Consider the following 17,775-nt stretch of genomic DNA (forward strand, 5'->3'; position numbering starts at 1 on the left):
AGCCTGGACGGCATGCATCCGATCGTCGGCGAGGACGGCCTCTCGCGCCCGACCTGGGCCGCGGTCGACCCGATGCTGCGCGAGTACTACGACCACGAGTGGGGCATGCCGGTGCGCGACGAGACCGGACTGTTCGAGCGCCTGTCGCTGGAAGCATTCCAGTCGGGGCTGTCGTGGGCCACGATCCTGCGCAAGCGACCCGCGTTCCGCGAGGCGTTCGCGGGCTTCAATCCGGATGCCGTCGCGCGCTTCGACGAGACCGATGCCGCGCGCCTGATGGCGGACACCGGCATCGTGCGCAACCGGCGGAAGATCGACGCCACGATCCAGAACGCGCGCGCCACGATCGACCTCCGTGACGGCCCCGGGCTCGCGGGCCTCATCTGGTCGTTCCAGCCCGCCACGACGCCGAGGCCCGAGACCGCCGCCGACGTGCCCACGACGAGCCCGGAGTCGATCGCGCTCGCGAAGGAGCTGCGACGACGCGGCTTCGCGCACGTGGGGCCCACGACCATGTTCGCGCTCATGGAGGCGGTCGGCATCGTCGACACCCACCTGCTCGGCTCGTATCGGCGTGGCGCGAGCGGCATCTGGGCGGCGGACGGAACCCGAGCAAAGCGAGGCAGCCAGTGAGAAGGATCCTGATCGTGCAGTCGCGACCGGAGGATGCGGTCGCCGACGCGGAGCTCGAGGCCATGGTGCGCTTCGGCGGGCTCGACGAGGCCCGCGTGCAGCGGTTGCGGCTCGACCGGGAGCAGCCGACGATCGATCTGCGCGCCGTGGACGGCGTGCTGGTCGGCGGCGGGCCGCCCAACTTCAGCGACGAGCACGGGCGGGACCCCTCCCATGCCAGGACGATCACCTGGCTCACCGACCTCGCACGCCAGGTGATCCGCGACGACGTTCCCTACCTGGGCGCATGCCTGGGGCTGGGCGCCCTGGTGCATGCGCTCGGCGACCGCATGGTGCGCGGCATCGCGGAGTCGGTGGCGCCGGTGGAGGTGAGCCTGGTCGGCAACGACTGGCTCACCGACGGCCTGCCGCGGGCCTTCACCGCGTTCGGCGGCCACAAGGAGGGCATCGCCGAGGCACCGGAGGGTGCGACGACGCTCGCGGTCTCCGCCACCTGCGTGCACATGCTGCGCGTCGGCCAGCACGTGGTCGGCACGCAGTTCCACCCGGAGCTGGACAGCGCGGGGCTGGAGCAGCGCATCCGCACCTACCGCGATCACGGCTACTTCTCCCCGGAAGAGGTCGACGACCTCGTCGAGGCGGGCCGGGCCGCGCAGGTCGCGCACCCGCAGACGATCCTCGCTCGCTTCAGCGAGCGCTACGGGCTGACGCGATGACGTCGCTGCGGGCAGTGGTCGCCTTCGACTCGTTCAAGGGCAGCCTGACCGCAGCGGAGGCGTGCGAGGCTGCCGCGCGCGGCATCCGCTCCGCCCTGCCCGGCGCGGTCGTCGTCGCGGTGCCGATGGCCGACGGCGGTGAGGGATCCCTGGATGCCCTGCTCGCGCGCGGCGGCAGGGAGGTCGTGACGGACACGGTCGACGCGATCGGGCGTCCGGCGCGAGCGCGATGGGCGCTCGACGGCACGCATGCGGTCATCGAGCTCGCGCAGGCGGCGGGACTACCGCAGGTCGCCGATGTCGCGTTGCAGCCGCTCGCGGCATCCACCGCGGGCGTCGGCCGGGTCGTGCTCGAGGCGCTCGACCGTGGCGCGACCGAGCTCACCCTGCTGCTGGGCGGGTCGGCCACCACGGACGGCGGCGCCGGCATCCTCACCGCTCTCGGCGCGGCGCTCACGGATGCGGCGGGCGCACCCGTCGGCCCGGGTGGCGGCGGCCTGTCGACGATCGCGCGTGTCGACACTGCGGGCATCGATCCGCGCGCGCTCACCGCGACCTGGCGCTTCGTGACCGACGTCGATGCGCCGCTGGTGGGCCCACGGGGCGCGGCGGCCGTGTTCGGACCGCAGAAGGGCGCGAGCTCCGACGACGTGGCGCTGCTCGATGCCGCGCTCGCACGCTTCGCGCGCATCGGAGCGGAGGCGATGGGTGTCGCTGTCGAATCGGTCGCCGACCTGCCGGGCGCGGGAGCCGCGGGGGGTGTCGCGAGCGTGCTACGCGCGGCGACGGGCGGCGAGATCGTCGCTGGCAGTGCCTGGTTCGCGGCGCTCGTCGGCCTCGACGCCGCCATCGCCAACGCCGATCTCGTGCTCTCCGGAGAGGGCAGCTTCGACGCGCAGTCGGCCGATGGGAAGGTCGTCTCGGCCGTGCACGCCGCCTGCCGGCACCACGGCGTGCCGCTCGTGGTCATCGCTGGCGCCGTCGATGCGCCTGCGGCGGAGCAGCTGGGCGTCCCGGCCTTCTCACTCGCGGCAGGACCCGCGACTCTGGCGGAGCTGCAGCGCGGCGCCGGTGACCTGATCGCTGCCACCGCTGCATCCGTCGCGAGGCTGGCAAGCAGCCAACGCTGAACGCTACGCCGCAGCGTCGGCCAGGCCGCCAGCCGCCTCGATGAGCTCGAGCGCGCGCACGCGCTGCGCCGTCTGGCCGTGCACCGCCATGATGAGCTCGTCGGCGTCGGCCTCGATCTGGAACCGGCGCAGGGTGCTGACCGCCTGGTCGCCGGTGCCCATCGCGGTGTGCTGCGCCATCTTCATGATGCCCGCGGCCTGGGGGCTGCGCGCGAGGGCGTCGAGCTCGTCGTCGCTCACCTGCTGCGCCACCGGGCTGTCGCGCAGCAGGATCCCGCGCACGCGAGCGCGGATCGCCTCGCGCTGCATCGTCTCCGCGGCCTCGCGGGTGTCCGCCACGACGGCATTGATGCCAGCGATCACGGAGGGCGCCTCCAGCTGCTCGCTGGGCTCGAAGCGCTCGCGGTAGACAGCCACGGCCTGCTGCAGCGCATCGGGCGCGAAGTGCGACGCGAAGGCGTAGGGCAGACCGAGCGCGGCCGCGAGCTGCGCACCGAAGAGCGAGGAGCCGAGGATGGTCAGCGGCACCTTGGTGCCGTGGCCGGGCACGGCGGTGATGCCGGGCACGACCGACGCTCCTGCGAGGTAGCCGCGCAGCTCCACGACGTCCTGCGGGAACTGCTCGGAGGCGCGGATGTCGCGGCGCAGCGCTGCCCAGGTGCGCTGGTCGGTGCCGGGCGCCCGACCGAGACCGAGGTCGATGCGGCCCGGATGCAGCTCGGCGAGCGTGCCGAACTGCTCGGCGATCACGAGCGGCGAGTGGTTCGGCAGCATGACGCCTCCGGCGCCGAGCCGGATGCTCGTGGTGTGCGCGGCCACGTGGGCGATGAGCACGCTCGTGGCGCTCGAAGCGATCGTCGCCATGTTGTGGTGCTCGGCATACCAGACGCGCGCGAAGCCGAGCCGTTCCGCGGCCTGCGCGAGCTCGACGGAGCCGGCGAGGCTCTGCGCCGCCGTCTCTCCCGGGTGGATGGGGGCAAGATCCAGCACAGACAGACGCACCCGCCCAGCCTATGCCGGGCGGGTGCGCCGCCTGCTGTCGATCCGCTCTGGGCGGAAGACCCAGGCGGAAGACCCAGACCGAGCGCTCAGATGGCTTCGAGCACCACCGCGGAGCCCTGGCCGCCGCCGCCGCAGATGCCGCTGGCACCGATCGAGCCGGAGCCCAGCTGCTGCAGCCGGCGAGCGAGGTGTCCGACGATGCGCAGACCGGACGCGCCGATGGGGTGCCCCATCGAGATCGCGCCGCCGTTCGCGTTCACGATCTCGGGGTCGACGCCCAGCTGCCGCGTCGATGCGATGCCGACGGCGGCGAACGCCTCGTTGATCTCGACCGCCTGCAGGTCGCTCGTCGACTTGCCCGCTCGCTCGAGCGCCCGCTCGATGGCGTCCGCGGGCTGCGAGTGCAGCGAGACGTCCGCGCCCGCGACGAAGCCGGTGGCGAGGATCTTGGCGAGCCCAGCGATGCCGTGCTCGGCCGCGTAGGTGTCGGAGACGAGCACGACGGCGGCAGCGCCATCCGTGATCTGCGATGCGTTGCCGGCGGTCACGGTGCCGTCGGGCGTGAACGCCGGCCGCAGGCCAGCGAGCGACTCCGCGGTGGTGTCGGCCCGCACACCGTCGTCGGCGGCGACGGTGACGAGCTTGCGGCCCGCCTTCGCCTCGATCGGCACGATCTCGTCGTCGAGCGAGCCGTTGCCCTGTGCGCGCGCGAGCCGCGCGTGCGATGCTGCCGCGAACTCGTCCTGCTGCTCGCGGGTGATGTCGAACTCGGTGTTGTACTGATCGGTCGACTCGCCCATCGCGACCCGATCGAAGGCATCCGTCAACCCGTCGAACTGCATGGTGTCGATCAGGTTCGTGCTGCCGAACTTGCTGCCGGCCCGCATCGGTGCCGCATGCGGCGCGAGGGTCATCGACTCCTGGCCGACGGCGACGACCACCTCGGCCTCGCCGAGCTGAATCATGCGGTGCCCGGCGACGATCGCCTCGGTGCCCGACAGGCACACCGCGTTGACGCCGAGGGCCGGCACGGTCATCGGGATGCCCGCACCGACAGCCGTCTGCCGCGGCGGGTTCTGGCCCACCGTCGCCTGCAGCACCTGGCCGACGACCACGGCGTCGACCGCGGCGGCATCGACCCCGGCCTTCTCGAGCGCGTGCTTCGCGGCGTGCGCGCCCAGCTCCGTCGAGGGCGTCTGCGCCAGCTGCCCGAGGAACTTGGCGAACGGTGTGCGGGCGTAGCCGGCGATGATCGTCTCTGGCATGGGGCTGCTCCTTCGCGGGTGGGGTACGACCACGCCAGCGTACTCGCGGCGCGCGCGACTGCGGTGGACGACCCGGCCGGTCGGGACTCGCCTGCGCGCCGGGTTCCCGATAGACATGGAAGCCCGACGACAGGAGACCAACGATGAGCGAGCACGAGCACCACGAGGAGCACGAGCACACGGAGCACACCGACGACGGCGCGCACGTGGAGCACGAGCGCACCGAGACGCACGAGCACACCGAGACGCACGAGCGCGAGACCAACTCCGACTCCATGCACGACCCGGAGACCGAAGGGGACACCGCCTCCGGCGGTCCCGCCTGACCGGTCCCGCCTGACCGGCAGCGCTAGGCGTCGGCGGGCGCGGCCGTCCCTGCGATGTTCACCAGCCAGGTCACGCCCCAACGGTCGACGAGCATGCCGAACGCGTCGCCCCAGGGCGCGCGCTCGAGCGGCTCGACGACGCGCCCGCCCTCGCTGAGCGCCTCCCAGTAGCGGGTGAGCCGCTCGGCGTCATCACCCGAGAGCGAGACCTGCTGGCCCTGCGGCGCGAGCTGCCCGTGCACGAGCGAGTCGCTCGCCATCAGGGTGTGCCCCTCCGCGGAGGTCAGCTGCGCGTGCATCACCCGATACGCGTCCTCGGGAGCGTGCGGCATCCCACCCTCGGCGAAGGTCGTCGTGACCAGGTCGCCGCCGAAGACGCCGTGATAGAAGTTCATGGCCTCGCGCGCCTCGCGCTGGAAGGCCAGGTAGGGGTTCAGCACCGTCGTCATGGTCGGCTCCTCTCGGTGGCCGCGCGGCCGCCGGCTCCAGCATGGCGCAGCACCAGGGCTGTCACCAGCGCCGGCCGGGCGATTCAGCCCGCGGTGGTGAGCGCGAAGCGCCAGCCCTCGGCGATGGCTGCGTCGATGCCGCGCGGTGCGACCGCGTCGCCGACGGCGGCGACCGGGATGTCGAGCGCCGCTTCGAGCGCCTCGGTGGTCAGGCCGTCGACGGTGACCGATGCCCGCGGCGTGAGGGCGACGATCGCGCTGGGCGAGACGAGCGGCAGGGTCCCGCCCGTGAGCAGATCGACGGCGACCGGCGTCTCGCCCTCCACCCGCACGGTGGCGCTCGTGACCCGATCGAACCGACCATCGGCGAGCGTGCGCAGCACGAGCTGCCGCTCGTAGCCCGTGCCGACGTGCGGCAGCAGCTGCTCGAACGGCGTCACCACCTGCACGGCAGCGCCGGAGGCGACCAGGCGCAGCAGCACGCCAGAGGCATACGCCGTGCCGTCGTCGTCGACCACCAGCACGTGATCGCCCAGGCTCGCCGGGTCGTCCATGGCCGTGAACGCATCGACGGTCGCGGGCCGCCGGCCCGAGAACGCGCCGTCGATCGCGAGCGCGCTCGTCGCCGGCGCGACGGCACCGGTCGCCAGCAGCACCCCGGCCGGCTCGGTCGCGGCGATCGTCTCGACCGTTGCGGCGGTGCCGAGCCGCAGCTCGACGCCGGCGGCGCGTGCATCGCGCTCGAGATCGGCGACCAGCAGCGACACCGATCCGCGCCCCGGCACCCGGGCGGCGCGCAGCAGCTGCCCTCCCAGGTGCTCCTCGCGCTCCAGCAGCGTCACCGTGTGCCCGAGCCCGGCGAGGTCGATCGCCGCGCGCAGCCCGGCGGGCCCTCCGCCGACGACCGTCCAGCGAGCCGGCGCCGCCGCGCGCTCCGGTCGCTGCTCAAGCTCGCGACCGGCGGCGGGGTTGACCGTGCACGAGACCGCCAGGCCCTGGCTGCCCCGGCCCAGGCATCCCTGGTTCAAGCGGATGCAGTGGCGGATGCCCTCGGTCGCTCCGGTGAGCAGCCTGCTCGCCAGATCCGGGTCGGCGAGCTGCCCGCGCGTGAGCGCCACCATGTCGGCGATGCCGCTCGCGAGCACTTCCTCGGCCTCCTCGACGCTCGTCGCGCTGCCCACCCCGAAGACCGGGATATCCGGGTTCGCCTGCTTGAGCGCGGCGACGTCGTCGCGCAGCCACGCGGCCGGCATCGCCGACGACGGGAAGACCCAGTGCACGTCGTGATAGCCGCCGGCCGCGGTGTCGAGGAAGTCGATGCTCGCCTCTGCCCGCAGCGCCTGGACGATCTCGCGGCAGGCCGCGGCGTCGAGGCCAGCGTCGTTGTGCTCGTTCACCACGATGCGGATGCCGACGGTGAAGTCCTCGCCGACGCGGTCGCGCACGGCCCGCAGCACCTCGCGCGGGAACCGCGTGCGCCCCTCGACGTCGCCGCCGTAGGCGTCGGTGCGCCGGTTGTAGAGCGGGCTGAGGAACTGGTGCAGCAGGTAGCCGTGCGCGAGGTGGATCTCCACACCGTCGAACCCGCCCAGCCGCGATCGCTCCGCGGCATCCGCCCACGCCTCCACGAAGCCGGCGATGTCGCGCGCGCTGGCAGCTCGGGTCGCGACGCCCGTGGAGGGAGAAAGGATGCGGCTCGGCGCGAAGACCGGTCGCGGCCCGTCCGGTCCCTCCGGAGCGGCCTGCGCGCCGTGGTGGTTGAGCTGCACGACGACGCGGGCGCCCGCCTCGTGGATCGCATCGGTCATGCGCCGGTTGGCGTCGACCGCCTCGGGTCGCCAGGCGTCCTCGAACCCGCGCGTCGACGCCGTGGGATGCACGAGGTGGTTGCCCGCGACGAAGAGCCCGCAGCCGCCCTGCGCGCGGCGCACGAAGTAGGCGGTCTCGCGATCGGATTCGACCCGGTCGGAGAACTGCTTCGAGTGCGCGGCCTGCATGATGCGGTTCGGTGCCTGGAAGCTGCCGATGCGCAGCGGCTGAGCGAGGAGGTTCACCCCTCGATCCAAGCACCCACCCCCCAGCGCGCGGCTCCGCACCCGCGCGCATGTACCCCGGCACCGGTCATCGCTCCCGTATCATGGAGGTGCACATCCAGCACGAACGCGAGGTCTTCACGGGTGGACGAGCAACCGGAGCGCGGGCCGTCGGGTTCTGCGGAGGCCGAGGCACGACGTCGCGTCGCGACGCTCGCCGAGCTGCATCGTCGCCGGCGCCACCGGCGCTGGACGGTCGGCATCGCCGCTGCCGCCGCATCGGCGGTCATCATCGCCGGCTCCGTCGTCGCCTGGAGTGCGCAGGCGCGCGCGGGCGACATCGCCGACCGGATCGAGGCCTGGCACCTGGAGCACGAGCTCGCCGGCTGCGAGCTCGCCGACCGCATCGTGCGGACCGTGGCGCTCGAGCGCCGGGCTCAGGACGTGCTCACGGCTGCGCAGCACGTCGCCGGTGCCGAGTGGGTGCTCCCGTCCTCCGACCGGTCGGCGTTCGAGCAGGACCGCCAGAGCATCCTGACGTCCATCGAGGCGGACGGGTTCGTCTCGGAGGACGACCGGGAGCTGGCCGATGCCTGGCAGTCGCGCGCGGCCGCATCCGACGACCCCTCGCGGTTCGACCTCGTGGAGGAGTGCGTCACCGCCGCCGCCGCCCAGCGCGAGCCGATCACGGGGGTGACGGCCGAGCGTGCCGACGCGCTCGCGCAGCAGCTGCGTGCGCTCGGCGACCCCAGGGATTTCGACGACGCCCGCATCGACCGGTTCGAGGCCGCGATCGCCAGCCTCGAGCGCTCGGCCGTGGCCCTGGCGCAGCGCCGCACCGAGCTGCCCGCGCTGCAGTCGTCGCTCCCACTCGCCCCCGAGCACGCGAAGGCGAGCCTGCGAGACGCCGACCGGCACCTGACGGCGCTGCTCGCGATCGTCGCCGGAGAGCCCTCTCCCTCGGCGGTGCTCGATCTCGTGGAGGGCATCACCCTGCACGTCGCTGCCGTCTGGATGACCGAGGCCTGGCAGCTCGAGGCGGAGGGCGACGTCGAGGCGTCCGCTGCGCTGGCGGCGCAGTCGCAGCAGGCACGGGAGGCGGTCGCGACCGGCAGCTCCCGACCGGTCGCGCTGCCGAAGTCGCCGACCCCCGCGCCGGCCGCTCCGCCGTCCGGCTCCGCACTCGACCCGCAGCCGAGTCCGACGGCGGTCGCGCCGGCACCGCCGACCGCATCGCCCGGCGCGCCCCCGGAGGAGACCGCCGGGTCGACCCCGACCCCGACGCCGCCTCCGGAGCCGGAGCCGGAGCCATCGATGGAACCGGCGCCTTCGGGCGAGCCCGAGCCGCTCCCCCCGCTGCCCGACCCGCCGACCGCACCGACGCCCTAGCGCGACCGGGCAACGCACCGGGTGCCGTCGACCAACAGCCGAGGTTTGCGGCATGATCGAAGGCATGACGACGAGCAATGACGCTCGCCTCCGACTCGACTCGCTCGCGGTGCATGCCGGCCGCGAGGACTTCCAGTCGCTGGGCGTGCACGCAACCCCGATCGACTTCTCCACCACGAACCCCCTCCCGGGCGTCGACTCCGGTGGAGACGCGTACGAGATCGGCGCCACCGGCGGCGACCCGTCGGACTCCAGCGCCGTCTACCAGCGGCTCTGGAACCCGACCGTGGCGCGCTTCGAGCGCGCCTTCGCCGCGCTCGAGGGCGCAGAGGCCGCGGTCGCCTTCGCGACCGGCATGGCGACCACGACCGCGGTGCTCACCGCGGCGAAGCAGCGTCGCGGCAACCACGTAGTGGCCGTGCGTCCGCTCTACGGCGGCACCGACCATCTGCTCGCTACCGGCCTGCTCGGCACCGAGACGACGTTCGTGGATTCGCTGGAGCAGGTGGAGCGCGCGGTGCGCGCCGATACGGGCCTCGTGGTGGCCGAGACGCCGGCGAACCCCACGCTGGAGCTCGTCGACCTGGCGGCGCTCGTCGCCGCGGCCGGTGACGCCCCGGTCCTGGTCGACAACACGTTCGCCACCCCGGTCCTGCAGCGCCCGCTCGAGCACGGGGTCGCGCTCTCGCTCCACTCGGCGACCAAGTACATCGGCGGCCACGGCGACGTCATGGGCGGTGTCGTCGCCTGCGACGAGCAGTGGGCGCAGGCGATCCGGCCCGTCCGCGCCATCACCGGCGCCATCGCGCATCCGTTCAGCGCGTATCTGATGCATCGCGGCCTGCAGACGCTGCCGCTGCGCGTGCGGGCCCAGCAGGCGAACGCCCAGCGGGTCGCCGAAGCGCTCGCCGCCATGGCGGGCGTGCGCGAGGTGCGCTACCCGGGCTTCGCCGCCAGCGACCCCGCAGGGTTGGTCGGCGAGGGCCGGCAGATGTCCGGTCCGGGCTCGATGCTGTCGATCGACGTCGGCTCCCCGGGGCGCGCCGCCGCCGTGGCCGAGGGCGTGCGGCTGTTCACGCACGCGGTCTCGCTCGGCAGCGTCGACTCGCTCATCCAGCACCCCGCCTCGCTCACGCACCGACCGGTCGCCGCGGAGGCGAAGCCGAACGCGAGCGTGCTGCGGCTCTCGATCGGGCTGGAGGATCCGCTGGATCTGATCGCCGACCTCGAGCAGGCGCTCGCGAGCGCCTAGCCGTCAGAGCGCCGCGGGCAGCAGCAGCTCGGCGGTGAGACCGCCGCTGTCCCCCGCCCGCAGGCGCACCGATCCGCTGTTGCGGCGCGCGAGCTCCGAGACGATCGCCAGACCGAGGCCCGTGCCCTCGACGTTGTCGCGCTCGGCGCTCGGCGCTCGGTAGAAGCGCTCGAAGGCGTGCTCGATCTCCTCGTCGCGCATGCCCGGCCCACTGTCAGCGACCACCATGCGCACCGCGTCGCCCTCCTGGTGCGCGGTCAGGTCGATGCGCCCGCCCTCGGGGGTGAACTTGCACGCGTTCACGAGCAGGTTGGAGAGCATGCGGCTGGCATCGTGGCGGGCCGCGAAGACGACGTGGTCGCCCGGCGCCATGCGCACGGCGATGCGCTTCCGCTCGCTCACCACCTGCAGGTTCGCCGCGACCTCGCTGAACAGCTCGTCCGTGCGCACGCGCTCCGGGTGCACCTGTGCCGCGCCGCCGGAGAGCCGGCTGAAGGTCAGCAGATCCTCGACGAGCTCCGACAGGCGCTCCGCGTTCCGCGCGATCACCTGCACCCAGCCGCGCTCGAGATCGCTCAGCTCGGCGCCATCGGAGAGCAGGCCCGCGTAGCCGACGATGCTGGTGATCGGGGTGCGCAGCTCGTGGCTGGTGGTGATGAGGAAGTCGTCCCGCTGCCGCTCCAGCTCTGCGCGGATCGACTTCGCGGCCTCGCGCTCGACCTCGGCCTCGATCTGCATCTGACGCGCGCGCAGGATCGTCGTGACGTCGAGCATCTGCACGGTGATCCGGTGGTCGCCGCCGACCACGGCGTTGGCCGCGACGGTGATCGTGCGGCCCCGGTCGGTGGTGACGGTCACCTGCTCGCCCGACCGCAGTGCCGCCGCCGCGGCGGTGCGCAGCGGCCCGTTCCAGACCCCGTCGCTCAGCTCGGCAGCCAGCATCGCGCTGCCGGTGCGGTTCACCCAGCGCACCCGCGTCGCATCGTCGGCGCGCTCGGCGATGACGAGACCGATGCTGGCGTCGATCACGCCGCCCGTCAGCAGCCGGTTGGCGGCCTCCACCTGCCGCGCGAGCGCGCGCAGCTCGTACTGCGCCGACGAGAGCACCACCACGGTGGCGGCCACAGTGACGAGCAGCAGCTCGAACATCGCGACGCGGCCCGTCAGGTCGAGCACCAGCTGACGGAAGGGCCCGCCGCTGTCGAGCGTGAGCACGAGCATCAGCAGCGAGGCCGCGATGGTCTGGATGAGCACGAAGCGGATCGGGAACCGCAGCGCTGCCCACGCGAGGATCGGGAATGGCGCGAACGCGAACGGCAGGGTCGCCTCTGGCTGGAAGACCAGCACGACGACCGCTGCGAGGATCGCGCTCTGCACCACCATCTCGATCCGGCCCGCCTGCACCGGGATCGGACGAGGCAGCGCCCCGATGGGCGCGAGCAGGCTCACGGCTGCCGCGTGCGAGGCGGCGACCAGCGGCAGCGTGGGCCAGAAGGCCCTGCCGTCCAGCGCCGCGAGGCCCGCGGCCGCGAGCAGGCCGACCACCGCGGCCCCGGCTGCGACGGCAACGACGAATCGCAGACCGGCGCGCAGCGACGACAGCTCGAATCGCCCAGCGCGCCCGAAGAGGATCGCGCCGATCACCGCGACCTCCGCCGCGTTCGCGAAGCCGAACACCACCGATACATCCCACGGTCTGCCGCTCGCCGCATTCGCCAGGATCGTGACGCCGAGCACCAGCAGCACCACGTGCGGCAGCCGAGCCGGAGGCTGCAGCAGCGCGAGCAGCACCGAGAGTCCCGCGGCCGGCCACCACACGGCGACCGTCGTGCCCGCCGGCGCGAAGACGACGCCGAACACCGCGGTCAAGAAGATGGCGAGCGCCGCCACGAGCCACGACCACCAGGACAGCGTCGGGCGCGGTGCAGCCTGACGGTCGGCGTAGGGCGCCTGTCCATCGTCAGCGATGCTCACGCCCCCAACGTACGCACCGAAGTGCGATCTGCCCAGCAGCGCCGCCCGGCGACGCCCGCTCGCCCGCTCGCCCGCTCGCCCGCTCGCCCGCTCGCCCGCTCGCCCGAGCCGAGGACGGATCGGCCACATGTCCCCAGCGGAGGACAGATCGGCCACATGTCCCCAGCGGAGGACAGATCGTCCTCGCCCCGCGACATCTCCTCCGTTCGCGACGCGCAGCCGCGGCCGCGGCAACCGGGGCCCACCGCACCGCCACTACGGTCGGGGCATGCGAACGACTCGACCCACGACATCCGCCACCTCGATCCTGCTCGCGCTGGCGCTCGACGCGGCGCTCGTGCTCGGCTTCGCCGCCGCGGGGCTCGCGAGCCACGGCAGCGGGGTGCTCTCCGCCGGCGGCATGGCCATCGCCACCACCGCCATGCCGTTCCTGGTCGCGCTGATGCTCGGCTGGCTGGTCGGTCGGCTCTGGCGGGCGCCGCTCGCGCCGATCCGCACCGGACTGCCGATCTGGCTGGTAACCCTGACGGGCGGCATGCTGCTGCGCTTCGCGACCGGGCAGGGCACCGCGCTCCCGTTCGTGATCGTCGCGGCGCTGACCCTGCTGGTGCTGCTGGTCGGATGGCGCGCGGCTGCGAGCTCGCTCGCGCGGCGGCATGCTCGCGGGCGCACCGAGGCGTAGCAGCACGCCTCGCCGAGCCGTCAGGCGTCGGGCACGATCGTCGTCTCCTCCAGCTCCTCCGGCGGCACCCTGACCGTGCGCCGCGTATCGATCGCGATCACGCAGCCGAGGATGATCATGGCGAGCGTGACCGACGCCATGGTGTCGCTGATGTAGTGGTAGCCGAGGTAGATGCGCCCGGCTGCCTGCGTGACGACCATGACGATCGCGACGGTCACCGCGAGCGCCGTGAACCACGTCTTCTGCAACCGGCTCGCGAGCAGGAACGCCAGCAGCAGGAAGAAGTTGGAGGCGCCCAGCACGTGCCCGGAGGGGAACGAGAAGGAGTGGTCGGGCCCGAACAGCATGTCCTCGACCGGAGGGCGCGGATGCTGCACGATCGGCGCGATCACCTGCGCCAGCACCACGCCGGTCAGCATGCCGCCGGCGAGCAGGATGGGACGCCAGAGATGCTTGGCGACGATGGACCAGGTCACCGTGACGGCCAGCACGATGATGGGCAGCGCGACGGGGCCGAAGATCACCGCCAGCGCGATCATGAACGGCGTCGTCGACGGTGAGCGCAGGCTGTCGAAGTAGGTGTTCACCGGCTGGTCCAGCCGCTCCACCCCGGTCTGCGTGACGACGCCGACCAGCAGCACGATGAAGCCGACGAGACCCACCGTCGTGAGCACGCCGGCGGTCACGTAGAGCCGCCTGCGCGCGGCGGCATCCAGATGGCGCTCCTCCACGAGGAACTTCGTGTGCAGTTCCCGCAGACGTTCGCGTCGCGTGAGTGTCATGCTGGCACCATCCGGGGTCGTCGTCGATCGGCGCCCGATCGTCTCACGGCCGATCCCCGGAACGCCGAGAGCGCGATCAGGGGCGCAGCAGCACCTTGCCGACCCGGCCGGGCGTCAGGCTCGCGAGCACTGCCTCACGCACGTCGTCGAAGCCATGGATGCTCGAGACGGGCAGCGTGAGGTCGCCCGCGGCGAGTCGTTCCGAGAGCTCGGCGAACAGCGCGCCGCGCACGGCCGGATCCATGTCGCGGCTCACGGCGCTGCCCCAGAATCCGCGCACCGTGGCCTGCTTGAAAATCACGTCGCTGACCGCGAGCTCGAGCGTCGATGCGCCCATGGCCCCGAACGCGACGAGCGTGCCGCCGGTGCCGAGCACCGAGAGCATCTCGCCCGCTGCCGCGCCGCCGACCGAATCGACGCCCGCAGCGATCTCCGCGCCGTCGGTGATGGCCGCCACCCGGTCGCGCCATCCCTCCTCGGAGGTCGCGACGATGTCTCCGATGCCCGCCGCTCGCAGCTCGTCGATCGCCTCGGCCCTTCGGACGAGGCCGACGACACGGATGCCGCGCCCACGGGCGAGCTGCGCGACCATGCGACCGACGGCGCCGTTCGCGGCGTTCTGCACCAGCCACTGCCCCGGCTCGAGCGCGAGGCTGTGCAGCAGGCTCACGGCACTGAACGGCATCGCCACCAGCTGCGCGGCGGCCTCATCCGGCAGACCCTCGGGCGCGGGGATGAGCGCGGTGGCCTTCGCCACGAACTGCTCGGCCCACACGCCGAAGATGCCGCCGGCGATCACGCGATCGCCGGCCGCGAGGGTGTCGACGCCCTCGCCGAGCGCCTCCACAACACCGGCTGCCTCGGTGCCGCTCGGCGCGGGCAGCGCTGGCACGAAGCCGTAGGTGCCGCGCACCGTCCAGAGGTCGTGGTTGTGGATGCTGGCGAGGGTGGTGCGCACGCGAACCTCCCCCGGGCCGGGCTCGGGCACGGGCCGGTCTGCGACGCGCAGCACGTCCTCCGGCTCGCCGAACTGGTCATGGACGATGGCACGCATGCGTGCTCCTCTCGATCTGGGCGGATGGGCGAACGCAGCACTCACTGCTCGCGGCGCGTGCGTGCCCGCCAGCGGCGTCGCAGCGCATCCCAGGCGCCGGTCGACCAGAGGGCGAGCGCGATGAGCACGGGCTGAAAGAAGAGCCGACCGAAGCGGGCCGCGTCGCTGTCGAGACCGAAGCCGTCGCGCTCCTGCAGCCACTGCGACACGTTGCCGGGGAACACCGCGACGAAGAAGGCCGCGACGATGAGCCCGACCACGACGCGGTACCGCAGCAGCGCGATCAGCGCGAGCCCGAGCGCGATCTCCACCACGCCGGAGGCGACCACGACGAAGTCAGGGTCGAGCGGCAGCCACGGGGGCACCTGCGCCTGGAACTCCTGGCGAGCGAAGGTGAGGTGTCCGACCCCGGCGAAGACGAGCGACAGCCCGAGCAGCACGCGCACGATGTGCTGCGCGAGCGAAACGGGCTGATGGGTCATCTCCACCAGGTTACGGCCGCATGCGCTCGGCGCGCCAACGTGCGGCAGCACTCGCCGCTGGCTTACGGTGGATGGATGCAGAACGAGAAGATCCGCGTCTTCGGCGCCGACTGGTGCCGCGACTGCCGCCGCACGAAGCAGCAGTTCGATGGCCTCGAGCTGGACTACGAGTACATCGACCTGGAGCTGGACGAGGCTGCCGCCGCCGAAGCGCAGCGCATCTCGGGCCGCATGAACATCCCCGTCGTGGTCTTCCCCGACGGCACGCACCATGTCGAGCCGTCGAACGCCGACGTCGAGGCGAAGCTGCGGGAGCTCGCGCTCCTCTGACCGGTCGCGGCGCTCGTCAGAAGCGTCGCGCAGCATTCACGCCGCGTCGTCCTCTGACCGCTCGTTGCGCCGGCGGTACTTGAACAGCTCGCCCGTCCGCACGATGCGCAGCGCCGTCACGAGCAGCACGCCGCCCAAGAGGTTGAGCAGCAGCACCGGGAAGAACCACAGCAGCCAGTCGAGGTAGGTAATGTCGGCGCCGCTCAGGATCGCCGCGAAGGCGAAGAGCGTGTCGAGGATCGAGTGGAAGAGCTGGAACCCGGCGAGGATGAACCCGCCTGCGACGGCCGCGACGATCTTCGCCGGCTCCGACTCGGTGCCCTCCTGCATCCTGGTCATCAGCGTGATGACGGCGCCGCCCAGCAGCGACAGGGCGACGAACTCGCCGTCGATCGGGGCATCGAGGAAGTGCATGGCGGTCTCGCCCAGCAGCGCGTGCCAGTCCGGGAATGCGAGCGCGACGAGGCCCATCATCATCCAGCCGCCGACCAGGTTGCCCAAGAGCGTTCCTGCCCACAGCTTGGCGAGCTGACCGGGCGTGCCGTCGCGAGCCACGAGCGCGGCGATCGGCATGAGGAAGTTCTCGGTGAACAGCTCGCTGTGGGCCATGAGGAGCGCGATCAGGCCGATGCTGAAGGCGAGCCCGGCGAGCAGCTCGTCACCGGTGGCGTGGAGCGTGCCCAGGTAGGCGATCACGCCGACCCCGACCTCGATGCCGCCGAGCAGCCCGGTGATCGCGGTCGCGCGGAACGTCCGGTGCAGGCGCTCCGCGCCTTCGCCGACGACGTCCTCGAACTCCGCCTCGAGCGTCTCCTCGACCGGGCCGTCGTTGGCACCGTCCTCTCGCCGCTGCTGCGCGCGCCGCTCGTGGTCGTCCCTCACGGCCGCACCGCCGCGCGTCCCGCGTCTCGCACGGGCATCCGATCGCCCGCCACCGTGTCATCCCTCATGCTGGTTCCCCGTTCGCCGAGCCAAGGCTAGCGAGCATCAGCGCGCCGAAGATGGGAGCGGCTCACACTGCCGACTCGACGAGGTGGTCCGCCAGCAGCCCGAGCGCCTCGGCGCCGGCGAGGTCGCCAGGCAGCAGCGGCGTCTGCACGATCGGGATGCCGTCGACCGCCTCGCGCAGGCGCTCCAGGTGGCGCTCCTCCTGCTCGCGGCGCTCGGCGAGCAGCGCGCCCGCATCCGCGGGCGACCGGCGATTCACCACGATCGCCGCGGGGTCGATGGCGAGCGCCGTGAGCTGTCGGACGACGTCGATGGACTCCGCGACCGGCAGTCGTTCCGCCACGCTCACCACGATGAACGAGGTCTGCGCCGGGTCGGTCACGAGGCGGCCCATGAGCGAGAAGCGATCGCGGCGCGCCAGGAGCGTGCGCCGCAGCTCGGCATCTGCGCTCGGCGCCTCGTCACCCCTGCCGACGACGCTGCGCGCGGCGGCGGCGAAGCGCTCCGACCGGTCGCGGCTCGCGAGCAGCGTCTCCATCCAGGTCGTCAGCTGCGCGGGCAGCGCGAGCAGCCGCAGCGTGTGCCCGGAGGGTGCGGTGTCGAAGAGCACCAGGTCGTGGCTGTCGCGGCTGGAATCGATCAGCTCCGCGATGCGCTCGAGCACCGCAGACTCGTGGCTGCCCGGGGCCGCCTTCGCCTGCTCGAGGTGCTGCCGCGCCTGCGCGTGCAGCCGATCGGGCAGCAGCCGCCGCATCGTGTCGGCGACGTTCGCGAAATGACGCTCGATGGTGGCGTGCGGGTCGATCTCGACGGCATCGACGTAGCCGGCACCATGGGTGCACACGCGCGTCGGCGCATCCGACAGCACCCGATCCCACACCTGGCCGAGGTTGTGCGCCGGGTCGGTCGAGACCAGCAAGACCCGGCCGCCGTCGCGGGCACGCGCCAGGGCGAGCGCAGCCGAGACCGACGTCTTGCCGACCCCGCCCTTGCCGCCGACGAAGAGGATGCGGCGCGAGCGCGCGAGGTTCAGCAGCATGCGACGTGGTCCAAGGGCGACGACGGGATCCCGATGCGGCGATGCCAGGCATGGAAGTCGCCCCAGACCGCCGGTGCGAGCTCTGCCGAGTAGTAGGCGGCCGGGTCGGGAACGCCCAGCGCCTCCCCCAGCACCACGATCATGAACAGGTCGTCCTCGTCGCGCTGCTCGCGCAGCAGCGTCTGCCGGTAGGGGCCGACGTAGAACTCGTGGAGGCCGTCGCGGAACGCGGCCCAGCGCCGAGAGCGGTGCTCCCGGCGCTGGGCTCGGTCGTCCGTCGAGGCCATGC

General features: G+C 72.7%; 19 protein-coding genes. 8 read left to right on the forward strand and 11 right to left on the reverse strand.

Features of this window, described 5'->3' with window-relative positions; genetic code table 11:
- Nucleotides 1-12: 12 nt before the first annotated feature.
- From ABG090_RS08050 to ABG090_RS08060, 3 genes are read left to right on the forward strand one after another with little or no spacing between them, the layout of a single operon-like run.
- A complete protein-coding gene (locus ABG090_RS08050) occupies nucleotides 13-633 on the forward strand; it encodes a DNA-3-methyladenine glycosylase I (RefSeq protein ID WP_347753962.1) in 621 nt (206 codons plus the stop codon).
- Nucleotides 634-647: 14 nt separating this feature from the next.
- A complete protein-coding gene (locus ABG090_RS08055; protein WP_347753963.1) occupies nucleotides 648-1,349 on the forward strand; it encodes a gamma-glutamyl-gamma-aminobutyrate hydrolase family protein in 702 nt (233 codons plus the stop codon).
- Nucleotides 1,346-2,479, forward strand: coding sequence for a glycerate kinase (locus ABG090_RS08060; RefSeq protein WP_347753964.1), 1,134 nt, complete (start codon nucleotides 1,346-1,348; stop codon nucleotides 2,477-2,479). The genes ABG090_RS08055 and ABG090_RS08060 overlap by 4 nt, the downstream gene beginning before the upstream one ends.
- Before the next feature lie 3 nt (nucleotides 2,480-2,482).
- On the opposite strand, the gene ABG090_RS08065 is transcribed toward ABG090_RS08060, so the two are convergent.
- Both ABG090_RS08065 and ABG090_RS08070 read right to left on the reverse strand, forming a co-directional pair.
- Nucleotides 2,483-3,481: an LLM class flavin-dependent oxidoreductase gene (locus tag ABG090_RS08065; protein WP_347753965.1), complete on the reverse strand. Its 999-nt coding sequence runs from the start codon at nucleotides 3,479-3,481 to the stop codon at nucleotides 2,483-2,485.
- 86 nt (nucleotides 3,482-3,567) lie between these two features.
- Nucleotides 3,568-4,746 carry an acetyl-CoA C-acyltransferase gene (locus ABG090_RS08070; RefSeq protein WP_347753967.1) on the reverse strand — a complete coding sequence of 393 codons (1,179 nt, stop codon included), beginning with the start codon at nucleotides 4,744-4,746 and terminating at the stop codon, nucleotides 3,568-3,570.
- A 143-nt stretch (nucleotides 4,747-4,889) separates the two neighbouring features.
- Between ABG090_RS08070 and ABG090_RS08075 the strand changes: the two genes are divergently transcribed.
- Nucleotides 4,890-5,072 (forward strand): hypothetical protein, encoded by a 183-nt coding sequence (locus tag ABG090_RS08075; protein ID WP_347753969.1) that lies wholly within the window; start codon nucleotides 4,890-4,892, stop codon nucleotides 5,070-5,072.
- A 23-nt stretch (nucleotides 5,073-5,095) separates the two neighbouring features.
- Here the strand turns inward: ABG090_RS08075 and ABG090_RS08080 are convergent, their stop codons facing one another.
- Nucleotides 5,096-5,521, reverse strand: a complete 426-nt coding sequence (locus ABG090_RS08080; RefSeq protein ID WP_347753971.1) for a VOC family protein — start codon at nucleotides 5,519-5,521, stop codon at nucleotides 5,096-5,098.
- 83 nt (nucleotides 5,522-5,604) lie between these two features.
- Entirely contained in the window at nucleotides 5,605-7,575 is a 1,971-nt protein-coding gene (locus tag ABG090_RS08085; protein WP_347753972.1) for an NAD(P)-binding protein, read from the reverse strand.
- Between the two features lie 123 nt (nucleotides 7,576-7,698).
- Between ABG090_RS08085 and ABG090_RS08090 the strand changes: the two genes are divergently transcribed.
- The gene (locus ABG090_RS08090) at nucleotides 7,699-8,943 is read left to right on the forward strand and encodes a hypothetical protein (protein WP_347753974.1); all 1,245 of its coding nucleotides are present in this window, start codon (nucleotides 7,699-7,701) and stop codon (nucleotides 8,941-8,943) included.
- 64 nt (nucleotides 8,944-9,007) lie between these two features.
- Nucleotides 9,008-10,195, forward strand: a complete 1,188-nt coding sequence (locus ABG090_RS08095; protein ID WP_347753976.1) for a PLP-dependent aspartate aminotransferase family protein — start codon at nucleotides 9,008-9,010, stop codon at nucleotides 10,193-10,195.
- Nucleotides 10,196-10,198: 3 nt separating this feature from the next.
- Here the strand turns inward: ABG090_RS08095 and ABG090_RS08100 are convergent, their stop codons facing one another.
- On the reverse strand, nucleotides 10,199-12,169 hold the full coding sequence (locus ABG090_RS08100) for an ATP-binding protein (RefSeq protein ID WP_347753977.1): 1,971 nt from the start codon (nucleotides 12,167-12,169) through the stop codon (nucleotides 10,199-10,201).
- Nucleotides 12,170-12,437: 268 nt separating this feature from the next.
- Between ABG090_RS08100 and ABG090_RS08105 the strand changes: the two genes are divergently transcribed.
- Nucleotides 12,438-12,851, forward strand: coding sequence for a DUF3054 domain-containing protein (locus ABG090_RS08105; protein WP_347753979.1), 414 nt, complete (start codon nucleotides 12,438-12,440; stop codon nucleotides 12,849-12,851).
- A 20-nt stretch (nucleotides 12,852-12,871) separates the two neighbouring features.
- Here ABG090_RS08105 and ABG090_RS08110 read toward each other — a convergent pair whose 3' ends face one another.
- The 3 genes from ABG090_RS08110 to ABG090_RS08120 form a co-directional block, all read right to left on the reverse strand.
- Entirely contained in the window at nucleotides 12,872-13,633 is a 762-nt protein-coding gene (locus tag ABG090_RS08110) for a phosphatase PAP2 family protein (protein WP_347753980.1), read from the reverse strand.
- 76 nt (nucleotides 13,634-13,709) lie between these two features.
- On the reverse strand, nucleotides 13,710-14,687 hold the full coding sequence (locus tag ABG090_RS08115; protein WP_347753982.1) for a zinc-binding dehydrogenase: 978 nt from the start codon (nucleotides 14,685-14,687) through the stop codon (nucleotides 13,710-13,712).
- Nucleotides 14,688-14,728: 41 nt separating this feature from the next.
- Nucleotides 14,729-15,169 carry a DoxX family membrane protein gene (locus tag ABG090_RS08120; RefSeq protein WP_347753983.1) on the reverse strand — a complete coding sequence of 147 codons (441 nt, stop codon included), beginning with the start codon at nucleotides 15,167-15,169 and terminating at the stop codon, nucleotides 14,729-14,731.
- A gap of 75 nt (nucleotides 15,170-15,244) precedes the next feature.
- Here ABG090_RS08120 and ABG090_RS08125 point away from each other — a divergent pair, with 75 nt between their 5' ends.
- Nucleotides 15,245-15,499, forward strand: coding sequence for a glutaredoxin domain-containing protein (locus ABG090_RS08125; RefSeq protein WP_347753984.1), 255 nt, complete (start codon nucleotides 15,245-15,247; stop codon nucleotides 15,497-15,499).
- Nucleotides 15,500-15,535: 36 nt separating this feature from the next.
- Here ABG090_RS08125 and ABG090_RS08130 read toward each other — a convergent pair whose 3' ends face one another.
- From ABG090_RS08130 to ABG090_RS08140, 3 genes are all read right to left on the reverse strand, one after another.
- Nucleotides 15,536-16,381 (reverse strand): formate/nitrite transporter family protein, encoded by an 846-nt coding sequence (locus ABG090_RS08130; RefSeq protein WP_347753985.1) that lies wholly within the window; start codon nucleotides 16,379-16,381, stop codon nucleotides 15,536-15,538.
- Between the two features lie 130 nt (nucleotides 16,382-16,511).
- Nucleotides 16,512-17,486, reverse strand: a complete 975-nt coding sequence (locus ABG090_RS08135; protein WP_347753987.1) for an ArsA family ATPase — start codon at nucleotides 17,484-17,486, stop codon at nucleotides 16,512-16,514.
- Nucleotides 17,477-17,773: a cory-CC-star protein gene (locus tag ABG090_RS08140; protein WP_347753988.1), complete on the reverse strand. Its 297-nt coding sequence runs from the start codon at nucleotides 17,771-17,773 to the stop codon at nucleotides 17,477-17,479. Before ABG090_RS08140 ends, ABG090_RS08135 begins: the two co-directional genes overlap by 10 nt.
- Nucleotides 17,774-17,775 lie beyond the last annotated feature (2 nt).

Origin of the sequence: Agrococcus sp. ProA11 (genome assembly GCF_039880525.1) — a bacterium.
GTDB lineage: Bacteria > Actinomycetota > Actinomycetes > Actinomycetales > Microbacteriaceae > Agrococcus > Agrococcus chionoecetis.

What these genes read in the sequence shown, in the direction of transcription:
- ABG090_RS08050 (WP_347753962.1), top strand. Translation starts at nt 13, where the DNA reads ATGCATCCGATCGTCGGCGAGGACGGCCTCTCGCGCCCGACCTGGGCC.
- ABG090_RS08060 (WP_347753964.1), top strand. Translation starts at nt 1,346, where the DNA reads ATGACGTCGCTGCGGGCAGTGGTCGCCTTCGACTCGTTCAAGGGCAGC.
- ABG090_RS08070 (WP_347753967.1), bottom strand. Translation starts at nt 4,746, where the DNA reads ATGCCAGAGACGATCATCGCCGGCTACGCCCGCACACCGTTCGCCAAG.
- ABG090_RS08075 (WP_347753969.1), top strand. Translation starts at nt 4,890, where the DNA reads ATGAGCGAGCACGAGCACCACGAGGAGCACGAGCACACGGAGCACACC.
- ABG090_RS08080 (WP_347753971.1), bottom strand. Translation starts at nt 5,521, where the DNA reads ATGACGACGGTGCTGAACCCCTACCTGGCCTTCCAGCGCGAGGCGCGC.
- ABG090_RS08095 (WP_347753976.1), top strand. Translation starts at nt 9,008, where the DNA reads ATGACGACGAGCAATGACGCTCGCCTCCGACTCGACTCGCTCGCGGTG.
- ABG090_RS08105 (WP_347753979.1), top strand. Translation starts at nt 12,438, where the DNA reads ATGCGAACGACTCGACCCACGACATCCGCCACCTCGATCCTGCTCGCG.
- ABG090_RS08110 (WP_347753980.1), bottom strand. Translation starts at nt 13,633, where the DNA reads ATGACACTCACGCGACGCGAACGTCTGCGGGAACTGCACACGAAGTTC.
- ABG090_RS08115 (WP_347753982.1), bottom strand. Translation starts at nt 14,687, where the DNA reads ATGCGTGCCATCGTCCATGACCAGTTCGGCGAGCCGGAGGACGTGCTG.
- ABG090_RS08120 (WP_347753983.1), bottom strand. Translation starts at nt 15,169, where the DNA reads ATGACCCATCAGCCCGTTTCGCTCGCGCAGCACATCGTGCGCGTGCTG.
- ABG090_RS08125 (WP_347753984.1), top strand. Translation starts at nt 15,245, where the DNA reads ATGCAGAACGAGAAGATCCGCGTCTTCGGCGCCGACTGGTGCCGCGAC.
- ABG090_RS08135 (WP_347753987.1), bottom strand. Translation starts at nt 17,486, where the DNA reads ATGCTGCTGAACCTCGCGCGCTCGCGCCGCATCCTCTTCGTCGGCGGC.
- ABG090_RS08140 (WP_347753988.1), bottom strand. Translation starts at nt 17,773, where the DNA reads ATGGCCTCGACGGACGACCGAGCCCAGCGCCGGGAGCACCGCTCTCGG.